The 24,022-nt window shown below is 41.2% G+C and carries 14 protein-coding genes; 6 read left to right on the top strand and 8 right to left on the bottom strand.

The genetic code is table 11. The annotated features are described in order from the left end of the window. Positions 1–164: 164 nt before the first annotated feature. The 7 genes from HLH14_RS01320 to HLH14_RS01290 all read right to left on the bottom strand — a co-directional run bounded on the left by HLH14_RS01320 (position 165) and on the right by HLH14_RS01290 (position 8,652). Positions 165–1,244, bottom strand: a complete 1,080-nt coding sequence (locus HLH14_RS01320) for a patatin-like phospholipase domain-containing protein (protein ID WP_067722344.1) — start codon at positions 1,242–1,244, stop codon at positions 165–167. A gap of 134 nt (positions 1,245–1,378) precedes the next feature. Continuing rightward, positions 1,379–2,482 (bottom strand): hypothetical protein, encoded by a 1,104-nt coding sequence (locus HLH14_RS01315; protein WP_067722342.1) that lies wholly within the window; start codon positions 2,480–2,482, stop codon positions 1,379–1,381. A 70-nt stretch (positions 2,483–2,552) separates the two neighbouring features. After that, positions 2,553–4,064 carry a hypothetical protein gene (locus HLH14_RS01310; RefSeq protein WP_067722340.1) on the bottom strand — a complete coding sequence of 504 codons (1,512 nt, stop codon included), beginning with the start codon at positions 4,062–4,064 and terminating at the stop codon, positions 2,553–2,555. A gap of 465 nt (positions 4,065–4,529) precedes the next feature. Next, positions 4,530–6,149 carry an ABC1 kinase family protein gene (locus HLH14_RS01305; RefSeq protein ID WP_171532495.1) on the bottom strand — a complete coding sequence of 540 codons (1,620 nt, stop codon included), beginning with the start codon at positions 6,147–6,149 and terminating at the stop codon, positions 4,530–4,532. A gap of 12 nt (positions 6,150–6,161) precedes the next feature. After that, a complete protein-coding gene (locus tag HLH14_RS01300; protein ID WP_067722336.1) occupies positions 6,162–6,824 on the bottom strand; it encodes a ubiquinone biosynthesis accessory factor UbiJ in 663 nt (220 codons plus the stop codon). An 11-nt stretch (positions 6,825–6,835) separates the two neighbouring features. Next, positions 6,836–7,780 carry a bifunctional demethylmenaquinone methyltransferase/2-methoxy-6-polyprenyl-1,4-benzoquinol methylase UbiE gene (ubiE, locus tag HLH14_RS01295; RefSeq protein WP_067722334.1) on the bottom strand — a complete coding sequence of 315 codons (945 nt, stop codon included), beginning with the start codon at positions 7,778–7,780 and terminating at the stop codon, positions 6,836–6,838. A gap of 167 nt (positions 7,781–7,947) precedes the next feature. Then, positions 7,948–8,652, bottom strand: a complete 705-nt coding sequence (locus HLH14_RS01290; protein ID WP_067722332.1) for an FFLEELY motif protein — start codon at positions 8,650–8,652, stop codon at positions 7,948–7,950. 207 nt (positions 8,653–8,859) lie between these two features. Between HLH14_RS01290 and pap the strand changes: the two genes are divergently transcribed. Next, positions 8,860–10,278: a polyphosphate:AMP phosphotransferase gene (gene pap, locus HLH14_RS01285; RefSeq protein ID WP_171532494.1), complete on the top strand. Its 1,419-nt coding sequence runs from the start codon at positions 8,860–8,862 to the stop codon at positions 10,276–10,278. A 53-nt stretch (positions 10,279–10,331) separates the two neighbouring features. On the opposite strand, the gene HLH14_RS01280 is transcribed toward pap, so the two are convergent. Further along, entirely contained in the window at positions 10,332–10,838 is a 507-nt protein-coding gene (locus tag HLH14_RS01280) for a hypothetical protein (RefSeq protein WP_067722313.1), read from the bottom strand. A gap of 182 nt (positions 10,839–11,020) precedes the next feature. On the opposite strand from HLH14_RS01280, the gene HLH14_RS01275 reads away from it, so the two are divergent. From HLH14_RS01275 to pnp, 5 genes are all read left to right on the top strand, one after another. Beyond that, the gene (locus HLH14_RS01275; RefSeq protein ID WP_171532493.1) at positions 11,021–14,713 is read left to right on the top strand and encodes an exodeoxyribonuclease V subunit gamma; all 3,693 of its coding nucleotides are present in this window, start codon (positions 11,021–11,023) and stop codon (positions 14,711–14,713) included. 6 nt (positions 14,714–14,719) lie between these two features. Beyond that, positions 14,720–18,421, top strand: coding sequence for a UvrD-helicase domain-containing protein (locus tag HLH14_RS01270; protein WP_171532492.1), 3,702 nt, complete (start codon positions 14,720–14,722; stop codon positions 18,419–18,421). Positions 18,422–18,484: 63 nt separating this feature from the next. Beyond that, positions 18,485–20,239 (top strand): exodeoxyribonuclease V subunit alpha, encoded by a 1,755-nt coding sequence (recD, locus tag HLH14_RS01265; protein ID WP_171458614.1) that lies wholly within the window; start codon positions 18,485–18,487, stop codon positions 20,237–20,239. Between the two features lie 998 nt (positions 20,240–21,237). Beyond that, positions 21,238–21,507 (top strand): 30S ribosomal protein S15, encoded by a 270-nt coding sequence (rpsO, locus tag HLH14_RS01260; protein WP_067722305.1) that lies wholly within the window; start codon positions 21,238–21,240, stop codon positions 21,505–21,507. A gap of 253 nt (positions 21,508–21,760) precedes the next feature. Then, positions 21,761–23,848 carry a polyribonucleotide nucleotidyltransferase gene (gene pnp / locus HLH14_RS01255; protein WP_171532515.1) on the top strand — a complete coding sequence of 696 codons (2,088 nt, stop codon included), beginning with the start codon at positions 21,761–21,763 and terminating at the stop codon, positions 23,846–23,848. Positions 23,849–24,022 lie beyond the last annotated feature (174 nt).

The following is a 24,022-nucleotide window of genomic DNA, read 5'->3' as shown; positions in this document are numbered from 1 at the left end:
GCCTATGATCATTTGGTTTACTCATCACGCAGTTGCATGTTTTTTTCGTGCAAATGTATTTCTTTATTTTTATATGCAAAAATTGATTAAAAACCAAATGATTGAAAACATGTATCTTAAGTAAGATTAAGCCTATCGATGGATAGGCTCAACTCAAAGTGGTTTTATAAATCCTGCATAAACTGCGGGAAGTTCTGTTTTTCCACCATTTCCAAAAATTCATCCCCCAAGCGCTGACTTTCGGCTACACACTGGTTCCACATTTGAATGCGCTGTTTCTGATCTAAATCCTTTAAAGTGAAGTCTTTACGATCGGGCAGGCGTCCGAGCGGCAAGGATTGCAAATATTCTGCAGACGGGGATAGCAATAAAGTTCGTGCCTGATTTTCAGGATTGGCTTTACGATTTTTAAACATTTTATCGAACCAGCCTGGTGTAATGCGGTCGCTAAAGTGTGGATACAGCACAATGCCTTGGCTCTCAAAAGGCAGGTCGATGTGATAATCAATTAAACCGCCATCACGGTAACTGCCTTTGGGTGCATCAGGAATATCACGAATAGCCGCCATAACACCTGGAATAGACGCAGAAGCCATGAGCCAAGGCGTGACATTGTCGCTATTTAAAGTTTGATAATGGGTGACAAAGTCATCCTCCACTTTAAATTGCTGACCGGATGAGGGTTGGCTGATCACGCGCTGCATAAACAGACGATTGTGTTTGCGACCGAGTGCATTACTACCAACAATGCCCGCGATAGAGGCAAGGAGGGGAAAGCTCTTATCACTTTGGAAAATATGCTGTGCTTTAATTGAAATCACAGTGAGATGATAGTCAGGATGATTAACCAGTTGTTGTTCTTTGCCTTGAATCAGATCAATCAACATGCCTCGGCAAATATTACCGACATCTTGACGCGACATTTTTTTATGAAAATATAGGTTTGTATAAAGTTCTGAAAGACGTTCAGTCCCTTCTTTAGCACCCCACGCCAAAATACTGGCAAAACGCCAACTACCAATCGAAGAACCAATCAGGGTTCTGCGTTGTGGTGCTTGTGCAAAGAAATCGCCAAAAATGGCCTGATCTAAACCTTGAATGCCAATACCTTTCGGACCACCTGCAGCGCCGGGAATAGTATCGACAAAGCTTGCCTGTAAACCTTCTTTTTTAATCAGTTGACGTGCGAGGTATCCGGCACGAACGCTCAGGGCAGGGGCACGTTTTTGCAAAATCTGGGTCATGGCAGAATCAATACAAGACAAGTGTTTGTTTATTCTAGGGCAAACATTTTTTGACCCAATGGCGAGAAGTACCCAAAAATGACTTTAAAGTCATTACATATTTAAAACCGTAAAAAATGAAGTTATTCAATAACTCAGAAACCTTTAAATTGCACACCTAAAGAGGCAAGGCCATAGCGCTTATCAAGTCGCGAGGCTGTAACTGCATTGTATAAAAAGGGTATGTGCCCGACAAAGTTATGGTGATATAGTTCGCCTTTAATAAAAGCCGTAATTTTGGGTGTGAAATCGTAACTAAATTTCCCACCTAAACTATGGTTATCTCTAATAGCTTGATTGCCAAAGTTGCTTACACGATCATCAATGTCGTTACGCCATAAATATTGATACTGGTATGCAAGTTGACTTTCAAAGTTTTGAAAGCGCAAGTTCCAAGACCCCCCAAAGCTTGCATAGTAACTCTCATAATTTAAATCTTTTTGTATATCAATACCGTATTCATTCGCATCGCCAGAAACGTTTAATTGAGTGATTGGTATATTACCGATAGAGCATGGTTGAACTAAATTCCCAGTAAATTGATTGTTTGAGTGAATATTTATATTCATTAAGCACCCATTAGATTGGGCCTGGATATTTAAATTTTTTACCTCGACTTTACTAAATCCAAATGAAGTAAATATATTGATTTGATTCATGTGGTCAATTTTGCGTGAAAAAACAGTATCTAGCTGAAAGTTAAGGTCTTGTGGCTGGTTAACCGTCACTTGTTCAAAAGTTTTTTGGTTCACTGCTGTGGGTGTTGATTTGTTTAATTCATCAGCTGCATTTTTCCAAACACTGGCCCTAAACAATAATGTATTATTTTTATCAAGTTGAAAGTCAGGAAAATAGCGTATACCTAATAGCGTGCTATGAATGGTATTGGTATCTTGAGAATAATCAATCTCTCTATACCAGTAAGATCCTTCTAATAACCATTGAGGATGGAACTTATATTCAGCGGCAAGGTGGGCACCAAGATAATCACCGGTACTATTATCTGTTACACCTTCATTTTGTCGAATATCAAAAAAATCAATCGTTTCATCAACTGCATCCAAACCCAGTGTTAATTTAAACGGAGATGAGGTCTTTTCCGTAAAATTATCTGCTTGAAGAAAGAGATCTTCAGGTGCTGCATATATTGAAGATCCATATATTAGGCCGAGACATAAAGGCAAAAAATTAAATTTCATATAGCCACATCACTAAAATAATTTTTATTACACAAGAAAAAATCCAGCTTTAAGGTTGGATTTTCATTAATTAATTTAATTTAAAATAGCCAGTCAATGCAGAACTTTTGAATGTTGAAGTACCGATAGTGACAGTTTCTTGGGGTAGATTTAGTTGGGGATTAATTGTATAAGTGCTAGGTAATATATAAGCAGTTACTTGGATTAAACTTCCAGTTGGCAATTTGTTGATATAATTATTGTAATAATCTTTTAATGCGCCATGACTTTGGATTAAATAATTTACAGAAATATTACCATTAGAATTGATAACTAGATCTTGTGGAACACTAAATTGAAACTGCTGGATATTTTTAAAAGAAGAGGAAATATTAATAATGGTATTTTTAGGTATTTTTGCCGATATGATTGAACCCTGATTATTAAATTTAACTTGAATGTTGTTAATACTTACATTTAAATTTTCGCGATATGAGCCCTTACTTCCCTCTAATTTGAAGGCCAATGCTACAGTATCATTTAATTCTGATTTTGTATTTGCCAACTTAAATTGTACAGCCAGAGTATTATTCAAATTTGCAAAATTGATATTTAGTGGGTTGGTCGCACTAGAAGCTTTAATGGCAGCAATATCGTAATTTGCTAAAAATAAATCATTATATATAGGGGATTTTAAATTCTCTGTAATGGTTTCAAGTACGTCAGGATTTTTTTGCAATTCTGATAATAAATTAGCACTTGTTCCACCATTCTGAGCAATGTTAGCAATTGCAGTTGAAACAGCAATGATATTGCTGCTAATTTGATCTGTAAATGTTGTATCTATAATGATATTTGAATCATTCATTTTAGCTTTTGCATTATCGATAGCCTTATTAATAATATTTTTTAATACAGCAGAATCAATTTTAGCCGAGTTTGTAGCAAATAATGGTTGAGTTGATAATTGACTAATCAATGTGTCGAAAGTAATTTGAGCCGCTTGTTCCTGAGTAAATGCAGTTGAGCCATCACTTTTATTGATTGTTTGTAGACGATCCTCAATTTGAGTGGCAAGTTGCTGGAAAATAAATACCACAGCCATCGTATGAGCATCACCATCTTTTGCCGGATCAAATTGCGAAATATTGTTAATATTACTCAAGCCTAAATTCGTTAAAATTTTATCTAATTTGCCAGATTGTCCTGCTTTTTCTAAATAATATTCTAATGACGTTAAAGGACTAACAACGAGGGTTCCATTTTTTAGATTTTTTAAATCCATTTTTTTAAATTTTAATGTACCCGTAAACGGCAGGTTAGTACCAATATCTATACCACCTGTAATGGTAAGAGCAGACTCATTGCAAGCAGCGGTTGTTGTAAATGAAAAATTACCCTTTGCATCTGTTTTTATGGACTTGTTTTCACAGTCATCAAATTTTATATCCGCATTTTTTAAATAAAAATCTACGGCCGTACCGTTAATGGGGGTAGGAGTGAAATTGCTACTTTCTGTATTATCGCTTCCATCACCACAAGCAGTTAAAAAACTTGAAATGGCAATTGTAAATACATGAATTTTTGAAATTTTAGTTAACATTTTTCTTATCCGAGTATTATTGTTATTCTTTCTCTTATATCAAAAAAAAGGATCAAAATAAGTATTGATATATATATCTATTAATTATTACATTTACATGTATTCTTGTTTTAAAAATTTAAATATCGATAATATTATGGTTTATATTTTATATCTAATTGTTGTTATTGGTTATTTGGTGGTGGTATTTTTATTTTAAATAAAAATAGTGTTTTAATTTCTTGGTTAAATAATTTTTATTTATATTAATGCGTAGGTGTTTTTAAGTTGGTATGAAGAATAAATTTTTTATTGATCATAAAAATAAAGAAATAGATTGGTTGATTTTTTGTCTATTTTAATCTTGTAAATAGTCTTAATAATACGAGAATATTAAAATAAAAATCTATTCCGATCTTTGTGTCGAAATAGACTTGAATAGGAAGGTATTTAATTGTTTTAAATAGAGTTAATTAAAGAATAACTCTATTTAAATACACGCCAAACAGCAAGTAAGCTGGAAAATGCAATCAAAAGAATCGAAACATACCAAGGTGCAATAATCGCAATCGATAAGAAAATTGCCATCATGCTGCCGAAAATCCAGCTGCGTTTTTGCTGATGTTCCATCTGCAAACGCATGCTTTGCAGTTCATGCAACTGCTTGGAATGCCAAGCCGATTGATTTTTTAGACCGTTTAAACTGTCGATCATTAAGCTTGGCAAGTCTTGTGCACCCAGAAGAAGATCAGGAATTTTTTGTCCCAATTCCTTCAGATTCTTCTGAGGATTCATTTGCGCTTTAATCCAATCCCTGAGAATTGGTTTTGCCAGTTTCCAAATGTCCAGTTCCGGATAAAGGTCTGTTCCCAAACCTTCGACATGAACCAGTGTTTTCAGCAATAGCATCAACTGTGGTGGAATTTCCAGATGGAAACGACGCGCAATATCCATCACTTGAATCAAAATGCCGGCAAAGTCCAATTCATGCATCGGCTTCGATACCATTGGCCCCACGGTACGACGCATTTCACGTGCTAAAGCATCCTGATCTGTACCAGGCGGAATCCAGCCGGCTTGATGCACCACCAGAATAAGCTGCATAAAGTCACTGTTCATCACCGCCAGTAACATGCGCGCCACGGTCATTTGATCGTGTTTAGACAGCTCACCCATAATCGCGCAATCCAGTGCAATAAAGCGTGGATTGCTTGGATTAATGGTTTCGACAAATACGTTACCGGGGTGCATGTCGGCATGGAAAAAGTTGTCACGGAACACTTGGGTAAAGAAAATGGTTAAACCTTTCTCTGCCAATTCCGCACGATTCATCCCCATGCGATCAAAAGTGGCAATGTCTGAAATTGGTACACCAGTGATGCGTTCAGCGACCATCACATCTTTGCTATCCATATACACTTCAGGCACATACATCATGCTTGAGCCAGTGAAGTAATGGCGCATACGACGAGTGTTGTCGGCTTCTAAAGTCAGATCAAGTTCATTTAAAATGATTTGACGATAGTTCTGAATAATTTCAGATAAATGCAGTGCACGTGCCGCTTCCAGGCGTTTTTCTAAGGCAGCACCTAACCAGTCGAGAATTTCAAAATCTTGTAAAATTTGCTGACGAATATTGGGGCGGGTGACTTTTACCACCACTTCACGACCATCATGTAAAGCCGCAGTATGCACCTGAGCAATGGAAGCCGCAGCAAGCGGTTGTGTGTCAAAACGGGCAAACAAGGTATTCACATCGGCTTTCAATGATTCCTGAATACGCATTTTGGCAACATCGTTATCAAAAGGTTTTACCCGGTCTTGCAGCAGTACCAGTTGTTGTAAAACTTCAGGTGGAATCAAATCACGACGGGTGGATAATAATTGCCCCAGTTTGATCGCAAGTGGTCCCATTTCCTCTAAAGCTTGTTTCAGCTTCAGTGGATTTTTACGTTCACGACTGGACCATGCCGCAGGGTGCATGCGAATTAAGCTTAAAACATGACGGGCTTTTTCAGGTAATTCTTCCGCAGGAAACAACGTGTCGAGTCTATAGTGCGCGGCGATGCGCCAAAGTTCGAGTAAACGTGAAACGTGCGGAATCATAAATGCTTATACCTAGTTTTGAGTTGAATCAATCTGTGCCTGAAGTTGTTGAATTTTAGCTTCAGCACGATCTAAATTTTGATTGAAAATTCGAGTGTCTTGGTTTAAATCATCCATCTGCCAGCGTGAGGCAAACAAACCGGTATCTTCTTTTAATGCATCTTCAGCAAAAAATGCATAGCTTTCAAGCGTGCGTTTTAAATGTTTCGGTGCAAGTTGAATCTTACCCAGTTCATGTGCCAGACCAGGACCAATCCAAGGACTTAAATGCGAAGCTAAATCGGGTTCAGCCTGTTGCATGATGCGCTGAATATCCTGCAACAAATGATAGTCACCTTGCAGCGGAATATTACCGACATCATCAGCCAGTAACAGCTTCAAAAGCTCGACCACATTTTTAACCTGCAAAGTGGCAGTCGCTTCAGAAACCTGTTCATTTTTATCGAATGGACGTTGTTCGAAGATAGATGGCGTATCACTTTGACCTGTGATTGTCGGTTCTAAGCGAACTTTGTTTTGGTCAAAGAATACATCGACAGACAGTTGCGGTGAGTCAATGACCACCCGCAATATTTTGCCTTGCAGTTCATTTAATTGGATACGAGTAATCGCATCCAGATCAATCACATGATGAATTAATCGTTCAACTGCACCCAGTGCCAGAATCGACCACATAGCATAAAACCTTAAAGTTTAAAGCCGCGGTGAACCGCTACAATACCACCGGTTAAGTTGTGGTAATCACAGTTCTGGAAGCCCGCATTTTCCATCATACCTTTAAGGGTACGTTGGTCAGGGTGCATACGAATTGATTCGGCCAAGTATTTATAGCTTTCCGAGTCATTGGCAATGATTTTGCCCATGATCGGTAAAGCGGTAAATGAATACAGGTCATATAGTTTAGAGAATGGCTCAAACACAGGTTTCGAGAATTCAAGCACCAACAAGCGACCGCCTGGCTTAAGTACGCGGTACATCGCAGCAAGTGCAGCATCTTTGTCGGTCACGTTACGTAAACCGAAGCTGATGGTCAGTAAGTCAAAACTGTTGTCTGCAAATGGCTCTAAAGTTTCAGCATTGGCTAAAACGAAGTCCACATTGGTACAGCCGGCATCGATTAAACGGTCACGGCCAACATTGAGCATTGATTCATTAATGTCTGAAAGAACCACATGACCGGTAGGGCCGACTTCACGACTGAAGACTTTAGCCAAGTCACCTGTACCGCCTGCAATATCAAGTACATGCTGACCACGACGTACGCCAGACATGTTAATGGCAAAGCGCTTCCATAAACGGTGAATACCGAATGACATCAAGTCATTCATGATGTCGTATTTACTCGCTACAGAGTGGAACACTTCCGCCACTTTTTGTGCTTTGTCTTGGCTACTTACAGTTTGAAAGCCAAAGTGTGTGGTTTCGCCCACATTGCCGGTGTTTGCGCCACGTGGCAAATTGTATTTAGGAACTGAACCGGTGACAGGCGTATCGGCCAACTGTTGTTGTAAGGTTTGTTGCTGACCTTGTGCTGTCCCTTGCGGTAATGGTTCAGTTAAGAATGGACTCACTTTGTCTATATTTTGTGCCGACTCAGGTGTCGAGGTAGGCGTTTGATTTTCGTTAGACATAGAGTCACTCCTAACATAAAAATAGGGTTAATATTGCAGTGCTTGCATGATGACAGATTCTAAGACGTTGTACAGCAATCCGCATGCAATTGTTATGAATAATATACAGAAATCTGTCCTGTATTTTTATTCGCGGCTCATTGTGTTATTTCCATCACAGCATGACGTTATTGAAATGGATGGGGATCACCGGCATGAACTTTATGAATGATTTGACGTTCAACCGCAGTAAAATCTTTGACAAACTTCTCTGCCGACTTTAACGGTTTCATGGCTAAAAAGCCATCCTGCATAAATTCATACATCACCTGAAAGTTGTATTTATGAGCGGTGCCTTTACACATTTTAAACGCAGTGTAGACCACAAATGAGCGCATATATTTATCTAGACTCAAGCCCAGTTGATCCAGTAAGTCCAGCTGTTTTAAACGCTGTTGTCCTTGATCCAATTTAAGATAAGTCAGACGCATCATCTCATCGGTTAAGCTTTCATAGGGATGATAATCTTCGAGCAGTTGCATCGCCACTTGTTCATCCAGTTGCACCGCTAAAATTGCGAGTTCAACACCAGAGGTACCGGTCTTAATGGCATTTTCAGGAATGATTTTTTCTGCTTTATGTGCATATTTTGCTAAACGTGCAATTTGCTCTGCCAAAGCATCGAAATCTGGACCACCATACAGACGATTCAGAAAATATTCGGACATTAAAATATTGTGTTTTTCTGCAAACTGTTTGACATGCGTGTTTTGCATGCGCTGTTTTTGCCAGGCTTGCACATCTTGAAGACGTTGGAAAATGTCAGGATTTTGATGATAATTCAATTGATAGTACAACTCTAACAAATCATCCAATGCAGCCAGTTTCGACATCATGCGTCTCTATTATTTTTCAGATGGGTAAATCTTAGAGGTAGATTGGCAAAGTCGCTATGACAAAATGATAAAAAAATGACTTTAAATAGGTCAGTTCGATCTGGAAATAAGCAATTTTAAGCAACATAAATTGCACATCTTGCTATGTTGTGTGGTTTTTAGCTTCGCTATACTGCAATGAAGAACGATAGATTTGAGAATAATATGCCTTCAGAAAAAATAGAAAGTCAGCTGCTGGATGAAAGTGAGCTCTCCTTGAATCTGATTGAAGCGCAATATTTTTTAAAAAATACCCGCGATCAAAAGAATGCCAAAAGCGTGCTGATTTTAGTCAATGGAATTGAATTGGCGGGCAAGGGGGAGTCAGTCAAGCAACTGCGTGAATGGGTCGATCCCCGTTATTTACGAGTCAAAGCAGATCCGCCAATCATGTTGAATCAGAAGCAAACTTTTTGGCAGCCTTATGCACCTTCTATTCCTGCTGAAGGTGAAATTATGGTGATGTTTGGTAATTGGTACAGTGATTTGCTGGTCACCGCCTTGCATGTGTCCAAGCCCTTAGATGAAACGCTGTTTGATGTGTACATTGAAGATATGCGTGCTTTTGAGCAGGACTTAAAAAACAATCATGTTGACGTGATTAAAGTCTGGTTTGACTTGTCATGGAAATCTTTGCAGAAACGACTCGACAATATGGATCCGAGTGAAGTGCATTGGCATAAATTGCATGGTCTAGATTGGCGCAATAAAAAACAATATGACAACGTGCAAAAACTGCGTCAGCGCTTTACCCAAGACTGGACGATTATCGATTGTGAAGATGAAAAAGCGCGAGATCAGCAATTTGCACAGACCATTTTGGCGGCCATGAAGCATTGTCCTAAACATTTAAGTCAAAGCACAGCCAAATGGAAACAAGCTGCTATTCCAGAACTATTATTGCATCCTGAAAATCAGCCGATTACCAAAGAAGACTATAAAAAAGAGCTGAAAAACCTGTCTCTTAAAGTGGCAGAAGCCCTACGTTTTGATGATCTTAAGGCCATTGTGGTTCTGGAAGGAATGGATGCTGCAGGTAAAGGCGGAGCGATTAAACGCATTGTTAAAAATCTTGATCCACGTGAATATGATATTCACCCCATCTCAGCGCCTGAGACGTATGAAATGCGTCATCCCTATTTATGGCGTTTTTGGACCAAGTTACAAACTGAGGAAGACATTACCATTTTTGACCGTTCCTGGTATGGCCGGGTATTGGTTGAGCGTGTTGAGGGTTTTGTCAACGAGGCAGAATGGCAACGTGCCTATGATGAAATTAACCGTTTTGAAAAAGATTTAGTCAATAGTCAAACGGTGGTGATTAAATTGTGGCTGGCGATTAGTAAGGATGAACAGGAGGCGCGCTTTAAAGTACGTGAAGCAACCCCGCATAAACGCTTCAAAATTACCGCGGATGATTGGCGTAATCGTGAAAAATGGGATGAATATTTAAGTGCCGCAGCAGATATGTTTGAAAGAACAAGTACAGCCCATGCCCCTTGGTATATTATTGCCACCAATGATAAAAATACTGCACGTTTAGAAGTATTACGGGCCATTTTAAAACAGCTGAGAGCGAATTAAGCTTTCAGCTGTGAGATATTTGCCTTGATAGGCCAATACTTACTACAGATGATTTAATTCACCACATGTGCTTTTTGTTTTTGTTGAATGCCGTTGGCAATTTTGTAACATTCTTCTACATGCGCTTCAGCCACTTTTTTCATCACAAAATAGCCTAAACTTGCTGCAACAATTTGTCCGCCTAAAGGAATAAATTTAGTCACCTGTTTGGTGATGACCTTGGCTGCTACATTATTGAGGGATTTTTTGACAGCGGTACGGGCAACCACCAAGCCAGAAAATTCGACCCCGCGTTTACGCAGTTCGTTCCACTGTACTTGTTTGGTTTCTGAATCATAGACACTGATTTGTTCAGGGGCTAAACCAAAACGTGCATTCACTTCTGGAATGAGTTGTGACAAAATCCCGACGTCGATGACGACATCTAGAAATGGAACAGGCACGACGGCAGCACCAGCAGAAAAATAAGCACGTTTTTTGACAAGTTCTAAGCATTCTGCACGAATGGCTTCCAAATCTAATGCTGGGTCTATTGAGTCTGGAATTTTATCTATTTTCATAATGTAAATACCTTGAACTTGGTGTTGGTTTTTCTATTCAATCATTATTAAGATCCGAATTTAAAAGCATTTTTGAATCGAATCGAAATCTAAAAGTGACATAGACAGATGCAGATGTATAGTAAATAATCTTTGTGGTTTTGTAGATATTTCATTTTGAAAAAAACAGGAGTAGGTAATTAATGGCAATTCATGTGATTCAAAGTCAGCGTATTGATGTACTTGTACATGCAATGCTGACGACCGTGAATAAGCCTGCTCATACGCCTTTTCAGGTTCTGCAAACCCAACATTTTATTGTACCGTCGCATGCTATGGAAACATGGCTCACGCAAAAACTGGCAGAACAAAAGGGCATCAGTGCCAATACCCAGTTTCATCACCGTATTCGCGGTTTTCAATGGTCAGCCTATCAATGGGTGCTGGTCGATCAAAAAGAACAAGTCCGTAAAGCCAATATTCCCCGCATTATTATTAAATGGCGCGTGTTTCAGGCACTGAAAAGCTTTATTCAGGCCGAACAAAATCCTTTAGAATTAGACCATCCTTTACATTCCATTGTGCAGCGGATTTATGACAGTGCTGACCGTTTGGAACCAGGCATCGAAAAACAGCTGAAAAAGCAGGGCATGCTGTATTGGGTGGCGGAGCAGGTGTCACGCCTATTTAGCCATTACATGGAATATCGGGGGCATTGCCAGAAAAATTGTCCAGCTAATATGTGCAATTGCCAGACCAACTGGTTACAGGCTTGGGGGAAAAATAAAGAACTCTCAATTGAAGACATGTTCTTTAAAACCAATACTGAAATTTCTGAATTTACCTTAAATCAGGCACGTGAACTGGAAGCATGGCAGCGCTGGTTATGGCAGGAAGTGTTTCATCAAGATTTTGAGCAAATGCAAAGTATTGACGCGATGTTCTGGGAAATTCTGGACAATCCAGAAACACGTAAAGTGGCCTTAAAAAAACTGCCGCGACAATTGGTGATTTTTACCCTACTCGATTTGCCACCGATGCAACTGGAGTTTTTACGCCGTTTGGGGCAGTACCTTGACATCTATATTCTGCATTACAACCCTTCGCAAGAGTATTGGGCAGACAGCGTCGATCCGAACTGGAAAGCGCGTTACGACGTACGCGTGAAAGAACGTTTTATTGCCAAAAACCCGAAAGCCAGTGATGCCGACATTGAAAAATTCTTTCAGGAATTTACCTTAAATTTCAATGCAGAACAGCGTGAATCTCGACATCCCTTACTGACCCGTTTTGGTAAACAGGCACGTGATCATTTTTCTTTGTTGTCCAACTTGTCTTCAGGTGAAGATGGGGTCTGGGCAGATGCCTTTGTCGATGAATATAAAGATAACCTGCTCGGTAAAATCCAGTCCGATGTTTTGTATCTGGTCGAGCCTGAAAAGCATCAATATGTCTTGGATGAACAGGATGATTCGATTCAGATTCATGTTTGTCATTCCAGTTTAAGACAGCTGGAAGTTTTAAAGGAACAACTGATTCACTGGTTAGCACAAGGCACAAAAGATGCACCACGCAGGCCAAGTGATATTTTGGTTTTAAGCCCAAGTTTGAGTGAACTTGAACCGCTAATTCGTAGTGTATTTGCACCGCCACCAAGTGAACGCGATCTGATTCAGCAAAAAACGGGGAGCAGTCATCAACTCTCCAAAGACAGTGTTTATTTACCGATTAAAATTGCCGGCGTGACCCAGCTAGATGCGCTGAATGCCTGGAAAGCCGTGCTAGGGCGAATTGAATTGATTCAAAGGCGTTTTACCATTGAAGATTTTGCCGACTGGCTGAGTCTGGGTGCTACCCAGCAGCTCTACGGTTTAGAAGTCAATTCGATTGAACGCATCACAGAATTGCTGGTGGATGCCGGCTTTAAACGTGGACTGGATGCCCAGCATTTACAGCGCAGTTTGTCCGCAGGCGATGAAGACTATCGTTTTAGTTTTAAATTCGCGCTTGATCGTCTGGCTTTGGGGATTGCCATTCCCGAACATACCTTGTTTCAAGGCACGCTGAGTTTTGCCAAAGTCTTGCCAAGCGACTTTGAACTGATTGCCAAGTTGATTCAGATTTATCAGGATTTTGATGCACGCCGTGACTGGATGATTGCGCATGAACAAGGTCGAACTGTGCCTGTGGAACAATGGCTAAAACATCTGATGCAGGACATTGCCGAGTTTGAACAGGCAGGGGTCGAATCCTTAACGGCTGTTTATAAAATTATTAAAAAACAAGAACGGATGCTGACACTGGCAAGTTTCTATGATGAACACGATCATCATGCCTTGCGCAGTTTAAGTTTGCCGTTGCCTTATTTGCTGGCGGAAATTAACACCACTTTGGAAGCACAACTGGATCATGCTGAACCGACTGGGCAAATTACCTTTAGCCAAATCGGACAGATCCGTCCTGTGCCGTATAAATTGATTGTGATGCTTGGTTTAGATAGTGGTAAATTTCCGAATCGCACCCAGCATTTGCCTTTCGATTTGATGGATTTGCTGAAACCGCAGTTGGGTGACCGTTCACGTCTGGAAGATGATCAGGGTGCATTTTTAGATAATCTGCTGTTGGCGCAGGATAACCTGTGGCTGTTTTATAACGGCTTTGATATTAATGATGGTGAAGTGCGTGATCCATCCACCGTGTTACAGGAACTGGTGCAACATCTGGCCTTTATTGTTCAGGCTCAACAGCCCGATACAGCAGCGGATGCAACCGTGGAGATCAATGGTGTGGAAGTGCCTGAACAACTGCAGTCACTTTATCATGTCCATCCTTTATTGCCTTTCGACCCTGTGGGTTTTGAGTCGACTCGACCGGTGCGCTATCAGGATCAATGGTTTTGTGTGGCCGGGCAGCTTCGTCATGCTACGGGACAGCGCTCATCTTGGGTGAATACGCCGTATCAAAACCTTCAGCAAGAGGTTCAGGTACTGGACAGTCATCAATGGATTCAGGATGTGACTTTCCCGGCACGCCTCTATTTAAAAACTTTAGGCGTGGAAAATTTGCGCCCCGAAGATTTACCTGCGGTGCAAGAACCTTTGTTACTCGATGGTTTAGGACGTTATGCCGTGCGCCAGTTCTTGCAAAAGCAGGACGGTGCGGCACAGCCTGAGTTATTGATGGACCAATTGCCGATTGGCAAACTGCAACACAGTAGCTGGCAGATGAGCGTGGTGGAGCAAGAACGTTTAAAAGCGCGGTTGCTGAAATATGCGCCTGAGGTGACTCCGACCACGCAACAGGTGTGGAAGATCAATAATCATGTTTATATGAACATCAACCTGCCAAAAAATAGCGCTGAAAAATGGGTCAGTCTGGAAGCATCGAGTGCACGTGCCAAGCGTCGCGCCAAAGTCTGGCTGGAATATTTACTCTGGTTGGCTTATCTGAATATGGGTGAGGGCGGAGAAAAACTGGCACGGATTGTGGTGTTCAGTGACCGAACCATTTTATGTCATGGGGTGACGTCCAATAAAGCGCGCGAGTGGCTGGATCATTGGCTGGCGGCCTGGAAATATGGGCAAAGCCAACCTTTGGTTTTACCTGCGGCATTGCTGCTGAAAATTGCAGAAAAAGATAAAGAGCATGATTGGCAAGCCAATGAACAGAACCAGATGTGCATTGACGATATGGATGTGATTTATAAAGACTGGCATGAAGATGGCAAGTTCACTGGCTTTTCTGTCGCGGATAATGAAGCCACCAAAATGCACCGTGACTGGCAGTTTATTTTGCAGGAACAGGATGCCACCGCTTTATTAGAAGATGCCTGCGCACAATTTTCCTATCAGCTTTATCAGCCGGTATTTATGCATCAACAAGTGATTGAGGAATAAAAATAAATGAATCATCCTCAAACATTAAGAAAGATGTCGTTTAATCCCATTGTGGATATGCAATTCAAAGGCTTGCACTGGATTGAGGCTTCGGCCGGCACAGGAAAAACCTTCACTCTGTCGAGTCTGATGGTGCGGATTTTTCTGAATCAGTATTTGCCGAATCAGGTGATTGCCACCACTTTTACCCGTAAAGCTGCAGCAGAACTGAAAAACCGGATTCGACTGCGTCTGGTTGAAACCTTGCGTTATTTTGAAAGCTGCCAAAAATTAACCGATGCTGAAATTCAGGCCAAAATTGCCGCTGAAACCGATCCTTTATTTCAAAAAGTGCTGAGCGATTATGCTACGCGGGTGGATTTTGCCCGTGAGCGTTTAAAGCTGGTGCTTGATCAACTGGATGAACTGTTCGTGGGCACACTGGACAGTTTCAGTCAAAAGCTATTGCGTGAATTTTCTTTTGAAAGTGGCAAGATTGAACGGGCCGATATTACCGATGATGCCAAGAGTTATACCCATCAACTGATCCATGATGTATTACGTGAATGGATTCAACTGCAGCCACAAAATGTGGTGAATTATCTACTGCTCAATCAAAAGTTAAAATCACAAGATGCCTATGTTCCAGTGGTGGGAAATACCCTGAACTTTGCCTCGGCACAGTTTCAGGAAGTGACTGCGCCAGAACTGGATTTAAACCAGTTTGAACAGCTGGTGGATAACTTTATTCAGCTGGATTTAAGCCTGATTCCAACCCTGAGTGAATATTATTCGGCTGATGGACAATATCATTCGGTGATTGGTAAAAAATGGCGTACCGATGGCTTGATGCAACGTACGTTGTGTGATGATTTGCCTGCATTTATCCAAGCTTTAGCTGAACAGCGTAGCTATGCTTTATTTGCACCGCATTTTGAAAAGACCCTGAAAAACCTGACCGATCTGGCGACTAAAAAAGTCCTGAATAAACGTGCCGAAGATATACTGAATCAGTTTGATCAACATGTGGTGATTCAAGCGCTGAAAAGTTTCTGTGAGGCTTTGTCCAAACTCAATATGGATCTGGATTTACTCGATGCCTATTTGAAATTTTATTTAAGCCGCGAAGTCAAAAAGCGCTTACCACAAGTGCTGCAGCAGAAAAGTGAAACGACTTTTGCTCAGCAAATTCGGACTTTGTCGGAAGCACTGCAAGGCGAGCAGGGGCTACGTTTTGCCAAGTTTGTGCAGGCCCATTATCCCTTGATTTTGGTGGATGAGTTTCAGGATACCAACCAGGATCAGGACGATATGCTGGCGCGGATCTGGCGGGATCAGAAGCGCTATATGCAAGGCTGCATGATCATGGTCGGTGACCCGAAACAGGCGATTTACGGCTTTCGCGGTGGCGACATGCTGACCTATAACAAAGCCCGTGCCGATGTGCTTTCCAAACAAGGTCAGGAATACAGTTTGCGACACAACCATCGTTCAGTTAAAGCGTTGGTGGAAGCAGTCGATGCTTTATTCCAGCGCCAGATGGATTTTGGTGAAGAGGTGTTTTACAGTCCAGTTGAAGTCGGTGTTCGTCCCCATCCACCGCTTATTGATGGACAAGGTGAAAATCATCAACCGCTACGCTGGTTGCAATTGAACGATAAAAAAGCAGAGCCGATTCAGGTGGCGTGGAAAATCCGGGATTTACTCAATCAGGGCATTGAAGAAAAACTGTATCTGGCAGAAAAAACTGGCCCGAAATATCTGATTGAAAATGATATCGCGATTTTATCGAAAAACCATGATGGTCTGGACAAGGTCCAATATGAATTGGAGCGTTTAGGGATTCGGGTCAATCGCCCGTCGAAACGCAGCGTATTTGATCATCAGGTCGCGAAAGATGTTGGTGCGGTGCTGACTGCGATCATGCATCCCTATGATGAAGGCAAAATTAAACGTGCTTTGCTGAGCCGATTACTGGGTTTTAATTTACAGCAACTGATTCAGCTTGAAGCTCAAGCCGATGGTTTAAGCCAGTTCATTTACGACTTTGACTGCATTCGTGAAATGTGGCTGGAAAAGGGCTTTTTAACGGCATGGCAGTACTGTCTGAATTTATTTCAAGTCTGGAAAAATCTGGTCGCCACCCAAAGCCGAGATAATGAACGCACGGTGGTGAACTTGCGCCATCTGACCGAATTGCTCAGTCAGCACAGTGAGCAATATCAAGGCGCACAAAAGCTCTATCACTGGTATTTAAAACAACTGCAATCTCCTGCGGAAAGGGAATGGGAACTTGAGCGCAAACTGTCGAATGAGGCAGGAGTGCAACTGATGACCATTCATCAGTCCAAAGGGTTGGAGTTTAAAATTGTTTTCTTGCTCGGCGCAGATAAAGACTTCAGGGAAATGAACAAAACCCTGAATTTTTCTACCGTAGATCATGTGCATCCGGTGACGGGAAAAGTTGAAGTGCAGCGTGTGGTTGCAGTGAATGACAAGAATCTGCTGCAACAAGCTGCAATTGATCAGCACAATGCACGTGCAGTCGCAGAGCAACATCGACTCTGGTATGTGGCACTGACCCGAGCCAGTCATCGTATTTATGCAATGTTGCAGGATCAGGACAGCAAATCGAATCATGGCTTGGCATTCTGGCGTGGACAGGACTTTAATCATCCGGCCTGTGCAGAAGAAGCTTTGCTGAATGAAAAGCCGATCAAGCTACAGCTCAAACAACAGCAACAACCCTTACCGTTACAGGCATTGGAATTTCCCACGCAACGTTTTTATCCACGTTCCAAAACCAGTTTCAGTGCATTGGCTCAGCATTTAACGCGTAAACAAGCCATCGACGCCCTAGCAGTAAATACCGAACACATGCTGAGTGCGGCAGATGAAATTCACATCATTGAACCGATTGAAACTGTTTCGAACCAACCCTTGTCGTGGATCAAGCGTAATTTTCCGATGGGTACCGTGGCGGGAACCTTCCTGCATGAAATTTTCGAACATATCGATTTCAAAGATCAACAGGATTGGTCTTTGGAAATTCGTCGTCGTTTCAAGAATGACTATCCAGGTTTATGGTTGGAATTATCAAATAAATATGAACAAGAGTTTCAGCAACAGGATGAAGAACAGCTGATTGCCTGGATGAGTGAATGGTTGCAACAGGTTTTAGTCACACCTTTGCATCAGGATTTTCAGCTGAATCAACTGACTGAACATGAACATCTGGCCGAGTTTCCATTTTATTTGTCTCTGTCAGATCATGTCCTGGCGATTCAACGTATTCATCAATTGTATGCAGAATATGGCATCGACATGCTGGATTTCAATCAGGCCAATTCTGCACGTTATCTAACAGGTTCAATCGATCTGGTTTATTTTGATGGTCAGCAATATCATATTGCCGATTATAAAAGTAACTTTTTAGGCACCGATCAAACGCATTATGCCGGAACGGAAATCAGGCAAAGTATGTCGCAAGCCAGTTACTGGTTGCAGGCAGGCCTGTATCTGGTGGCGTTGCATCGTTATTTAACGGTTCAAATGCAGGACTATGACATTGAGACGCATTTGGGCGGTGCCAGTTATTTGTATTTACGCGGCATGAATGGGCAAGCTGAACACGGTTTTTATCACTGGAAGCCGGATGCCGAATTTGTCCTGCGTCTTGATGCTATTTTGGGCTATTTTGCTGAAGATAAAAGCAGCAAAATTGCCTAATTTGTCGAAATTAGTAGATTTTAAACAATAGATTAAGTTGTGGATAACTTTGAGGATAACTGTGTGGAAAATAAACAATATAAAGATGATCAAAGCGCTGAATGGATCAGCACTTGGAGTCAGTTTATTCGCCAGAAGCCCTTTAGTCATGCATCACAGCAGGAAAATAGCAGCGACATTATCGAGCAAGTTCTGGAAGCGATTCAACAAGGCGATAGTTGTATTTCTGCAACTCAAGCGCAAGCCGATACTCTGAATGATTTAGTGGTTTCGGTAGCCAATATTCAGCAGCAGATTGCCCCCTTTGTTTATGAAGACAATCGTTTGTATTTATATCGCTATTGGGCATTGGAACAGTCTTTGGTTCAGCAAGTTGCACGTTTAAAACAGCAAAATATCGAAGCCGTTGATATTTCGGCTTATCCCAATTTATTAACTGATAAACATCAAATTCAAGCCTTAAGTATGGTGGCGAAGCAAGCGCTGAATATTATTACCGGTGGCCCGGGGACAGGGAAAACCTACACGCTGGCCCGTATTATTGCAGTACTGAATCAAGCGATGCCGAATATCCGCATTGCGATGGCAGCACCGACCGGTAAAGCGGCACAGCGTATGAAAGAGGCGCTGCAAAACTCGCTGAATGATGAAAAACTGCAAGACTTGGTCAGTGATGATTTAAAACAACTCAATCCGATTACCATTCACCGTTTATTGGGTTTGGGAACGACTTATCAGCCACGTTTCCATACCAAACAACCTTTGCCTTATGACGTGATTGTGGTCGATGAAGCTTCAATGCTGGACCTAAGTTTGGCCAATATGTTGTTGTCTGCGGTGCCTGATCATGCGCGGTTAATTTTACTCGGTGATGCAGATCAATTGGCAGCGGTAGATGTTGGTTCTGTACTGGCAGATTTACAGCAAGTCCCCGCTTTAGCTGAGAATCGAGTGAATTTGGTTACCAGTCGCCGTTTTAAAGAGGGTGCATTGATTGGTCAAATGGCGAAATTTATTCAAGCGCAACAACCCACTCAAAATGGCGCAGCATTGTTAGAGAAGTTTGCCGAGCAAGTGGTTCATCCGAGTGAAATCAAATTTGTACCCCTTCAATCTGATATGGAGGATCAAATTCAACTGGAATATCTGCCCCAGCATATGTCCAAGCAATTTGATCGAACCGCGTATTACGACAAACTGATGTTGGGTTATCAGCATTATATTGAGGTACTGAAAAGCTATTTAACTGCCGATGAGCCTGAACTTTGGGTGCCACACGTGGTCAAGGTTTTTGATGATTATCGAATTTTGGCTGCCATTCGACATGGTGCCTTGGGTTTGACCCAGCTGAATCTACACATCGAACAGCGCTTACTCGATGCTTTATCATTACAGATGAGTAAGCAAGGGGATTGGTATGTTGGTCGTCCAGTAATGATGACTTATAACGATTACCAACTCGGCTTGTCGAATGGTGATATCGGGATCTGTTTTAAACGCAGTCGAGATGGGCAATCGCAGTTTGAGGTCTATTTCCCCAGTCTGGAAAAATGGGTACCTGCTACCCGCTTACCGAAAAGTATTGAAACGGCATTTGTGCTGACGATTCATAAATCGCAAGGTTCGGAATTTACCCATACTGCAGTGGTTTTAGATGAAACGGCAAAGGATTTATTAAGTAAAGAATTATTGTATACCGCGATTACCCGTGCCAAAAAGGTGGTGAGTCTTTTGGCTGATCAAGAGGCATTAGTACAATCTTTAACCGTTAAAACTATGAGAAAAAGCGGGTTGTTAGAGAAGATTAATAATTTCTAAGTTATTGACTAAATTATTAACTATAAATAAATAAACTTTGATTTTGTACGAAATTGCTTACAGTGATTCGAGAAATTGCCGCATAGAGCTTTATGAATGTTTTTGAGATGATGGCTGCACATAAAAAGCTCAACACGGAAAGTTGGGTAAAATCGCCATAAAATATAATAATAATGTCGAGAGACAGCGAACTTACAGTGAAGTAAGTAAAAAGAGGAAACTTACAGCCGCTAAGCCTTGTAGTTTTGGGAGAGACTACAGGGCTTTTTTATATGTAAAAAATATCGCTTTTCACAAAATGATTTGCTTAATCTGTCATGGACATTAAAAATATAAGTTGGTTTATTTTAAATTGGGTTCGAATGTCAGGGTTTGTATTCAATAGATCTTGAATTACCTATTAGTTATTGTATTTAAATAAAATTGTTAATTGAGTCACATTAAATCGGTAATAAAAAAATAATTAATGTACGTAAAAGCTTACAAACAGATACGCAAAAGGCGTCTTCTTTACATAAAGCTTTATGGCAAAATCAATCACACAAGGAAGTACCAGTTACACAGGGATTGTTTATAATAATAACCGCGAAACAGCGAACATTATTACTATAAATAAAATAATAATTATTAAAACATAAGAAACTACAGCGCAAAAAAAAGCCCAAGCCTAGCTTGGGCTTTTTTTTTATCCTGTATGGGGATGTATGCAATGTAGATGCTTGAGATGATGCTTCTCAAAATATAAAAAAAAGAATGAAAAACGGATGTGTAGGACATGATTTTATTGCTGGATTGCTAAGCTAAATTTAAAGATAGAAAAATAAACACTGTAACTGGTCAGCGAATTGAAATAAAAAGATGAAAACATGTTTCTATTTTTGCAATCACCTGACTTTTCCCTTAAAATAGCGCACTTGCTGTAGTGATGCACGGCAGTCAATTGAGTGATCGATTGATTCCTATCATATGTAATTTTTTAAGCATCTCGGAGAAATCGAATGGCTTTAACAAACGCAGATCGCGCAGAGATCGTTGCTAAATATGCTCGCGCTGAAAACGACACTGGTTCACCTGAAGTACAAGTAGCTTTGTTGACTGCACAAATCAATGATTTGCAAGGTCACTTTAAAGAACACAAACACGACCACCATAGCCGTCGCGGTCTTATCCGTATGGTTAACCAACGTCGTAAGCTTCTTGACTACCTTAAAGGTAAAGACACTACTCGTTACAGCGCTTTGATCGCTGCTTTAGGTTTACGTCGTTAATTCGATTAAACTTATTTTTCGGACTATTGCATTTTGAATGCTGTCAGACTGAAAAAGAAAGTCTACCTGGCTCCAACCAGGTAAGGGGAAGGGGCGATTGTTTCGCTCCTTCTTTGTGTCTTAAATTAGTGTTTTGAAAATCTGGTGAGGTCGGCTTCTAAGCTTTGTCATTTATACTTACAGCTGAGTAATGTGAATGCCAAACCTTAGGGGTCTCCACTAGAATAAAATCAGGAAACAAAAATACATGTCGATGTTTAATATTATTCGTAAAGAATTCCAGTTCGGTCAACACCAGGTTGTACTTGAAACTGGTCGTGTTGCACGTCAAGCAAACACAGTTGTAATCACTATGGGCGGTGTAACTGTACTTGTTGCTGTTGTTGCTCAACCAAAAGCAAAAGCAGGTCAGGACTTCTTCCCATTGACTGTTAACTATCAAGAAAAACAATATGCTGCCGGTCGCATCCCAGGTGGTTATGGTAAACGTGAAGGCCGTGCGTCTGAAGCTGAAACTTTAATTTCACGCTTAATCGACCGTCCAATTCGTCCGTTGTTCCCAGAAGGTTACTTCAACGAAATCCAGGTAACAGCAACTGTTATTTCTTCTGACAAAACCATGGATGCTGACATTGCTGCAATGCTCGGTACTTCAGCTGCAATGTCAATTGCTGGTACTCCATTCCGTGGTCCAATCGCGGGTGCGCGTGTTGGTTTAATCAACGGCGAATACATTCTTAACCCGAACCACGAACAATTGAAAGAAAGTGATCTTGATCTTGTTGTTGCGGGTACTGAATCTGCAGTGCTTATGGTTGAATCTGAAGCGAAAGAACTTTCAGAAGACCAAATGCTTGGCGCTGTACTTTTCGGTCATGACGAAATGCAAATCGCGATTCAAGCGATTAAAGAGTTTGCTGCAGCAGCAGGCGCGGTTGAATCTACTTGGACTGCTCCAGTTAAAAACGAAGCATTGCTTGAACAATTAAAAGCAGCTTTCGAAGCGAAAATTTCTGAAGCATACACAATTGCTGTGAAACAAGACCGTTATGCGGCACTTGATGCACTTTATGCTGAAGCAGTTGCACAGTTCGTTCCAGAAAATGACGAAACTGGTATTGCTGATGAAGTTAACGAATTATTCGAAGACTTAAAATACCGTACAGTTCGTGACAATATCTTGTCTGGTAAACCACGTATTGATGGCCGTGATACGAAAACTGTTCGTGGCTTAGACGTACAAGTTGGCGTTCTTGACCGCGCTCACGGTTCTGCATTATTCACACGTGGTGAAACTCAAGCGTTGGTAACAACAACTTTGGGTAATACACGTGATGCATTGATGGTTGACACTTTGTCAGGTACTAAAACTGACAACTTCATGTTGCACTACAACTTCCCTGCATACTCTGTAGGTGAAACGGGTCGTGAATCTGGTCCTAAACGTCGTGAAATCGGTCATGGTCGTTTGGCGCGCCGTGGTGTTCAAGCCGTGCTTCCACCAGCTGATCGCTTCCCGTACGTAATCCGTATTGTATCTGACATCACTGAATCTAACGGTTCATCTTCAATGGCTTCTGTTTGTGGTGCTTCATTATCACTTATGGATGCAGGTGTTCCATTGAAAGCGCCAGTTGCGGGTATCGCAATGGGTCTAGTGAAAGAAGGCGAGCGTTTCGCAGTTCTTTCTGACATCTTGGGTGATGAAGATCACTTAGGTGACATGGACTTTAAAGTAGCCGGTTCTGCAAATGGTATTACTGCGCTTCAAATGGATATCAAGATCGAAGGTATCACTGAAGAAATCATGGAAGCTGCATTAAACCAGGCTTATGCGGGTCGTATGCACATCCTTAACGCAATGAACCAAGTGATTTCACGCGCTCGTCCTGAAATTTCTATGCATGCGCCTACATTCCAAGTGATCAACATCAACCCGGACAAAATCCGTGATGTAATCGGTAAAGGCGGCGCGACTATTCGTGCAATCACTGAAGAAACTAAAGCGGCAATTGATATCGAAGATAACGGTACAGTTCGCGTATTTGGTGAAACTAAAGCGGCTGCAGCTGCTGCGGTTGCTAAAATCCAGGCGCTTACTGCTGAAATCGAACCAGGTACTATTTACGTGGGTAAAGTGATTCGTATCGTTGAATTCGGTGCGTTTGTAAACATCATGCCAGGTACTGACGGTTTACTTCATATTTCTCAAATTTCTAACGAACGTATTGCCAATGTTGCAGACGTATTGACAGAAGGCCAAGAAATTAAAGTACAAGTTGCTGACGTTGATAACCGTGGTCGTATTAAATTGACTATGAAAGACATCGAACAAGTTTAATGTCTTGAATATTCACATGAGTTAACTCATGTGAATGAAAATATATGAAAAGCCTTGAGCTTCGTCAAAGTCATCACTTTGGCTGGCTCAGGGCTTTTTTTTGGGAATTTAACTTAGATTGAGATTTGGAAATAAAACGTTATTTGATTGCTTAAGTTTTCAGCGCAGCTCATA

Source organism: Acinetobacter terrae (genome assembly GCF_013004375.1).
GTDB lineage: Bacteria > Pseudomonadota > Gammaproteobacteria > Pseudomonadales > Moraxellaceae > Acinetobacter > Acinetobacter terrae.
This window is presented reverse-complemented; position numbering and strand designations above follow the sequence as displayed.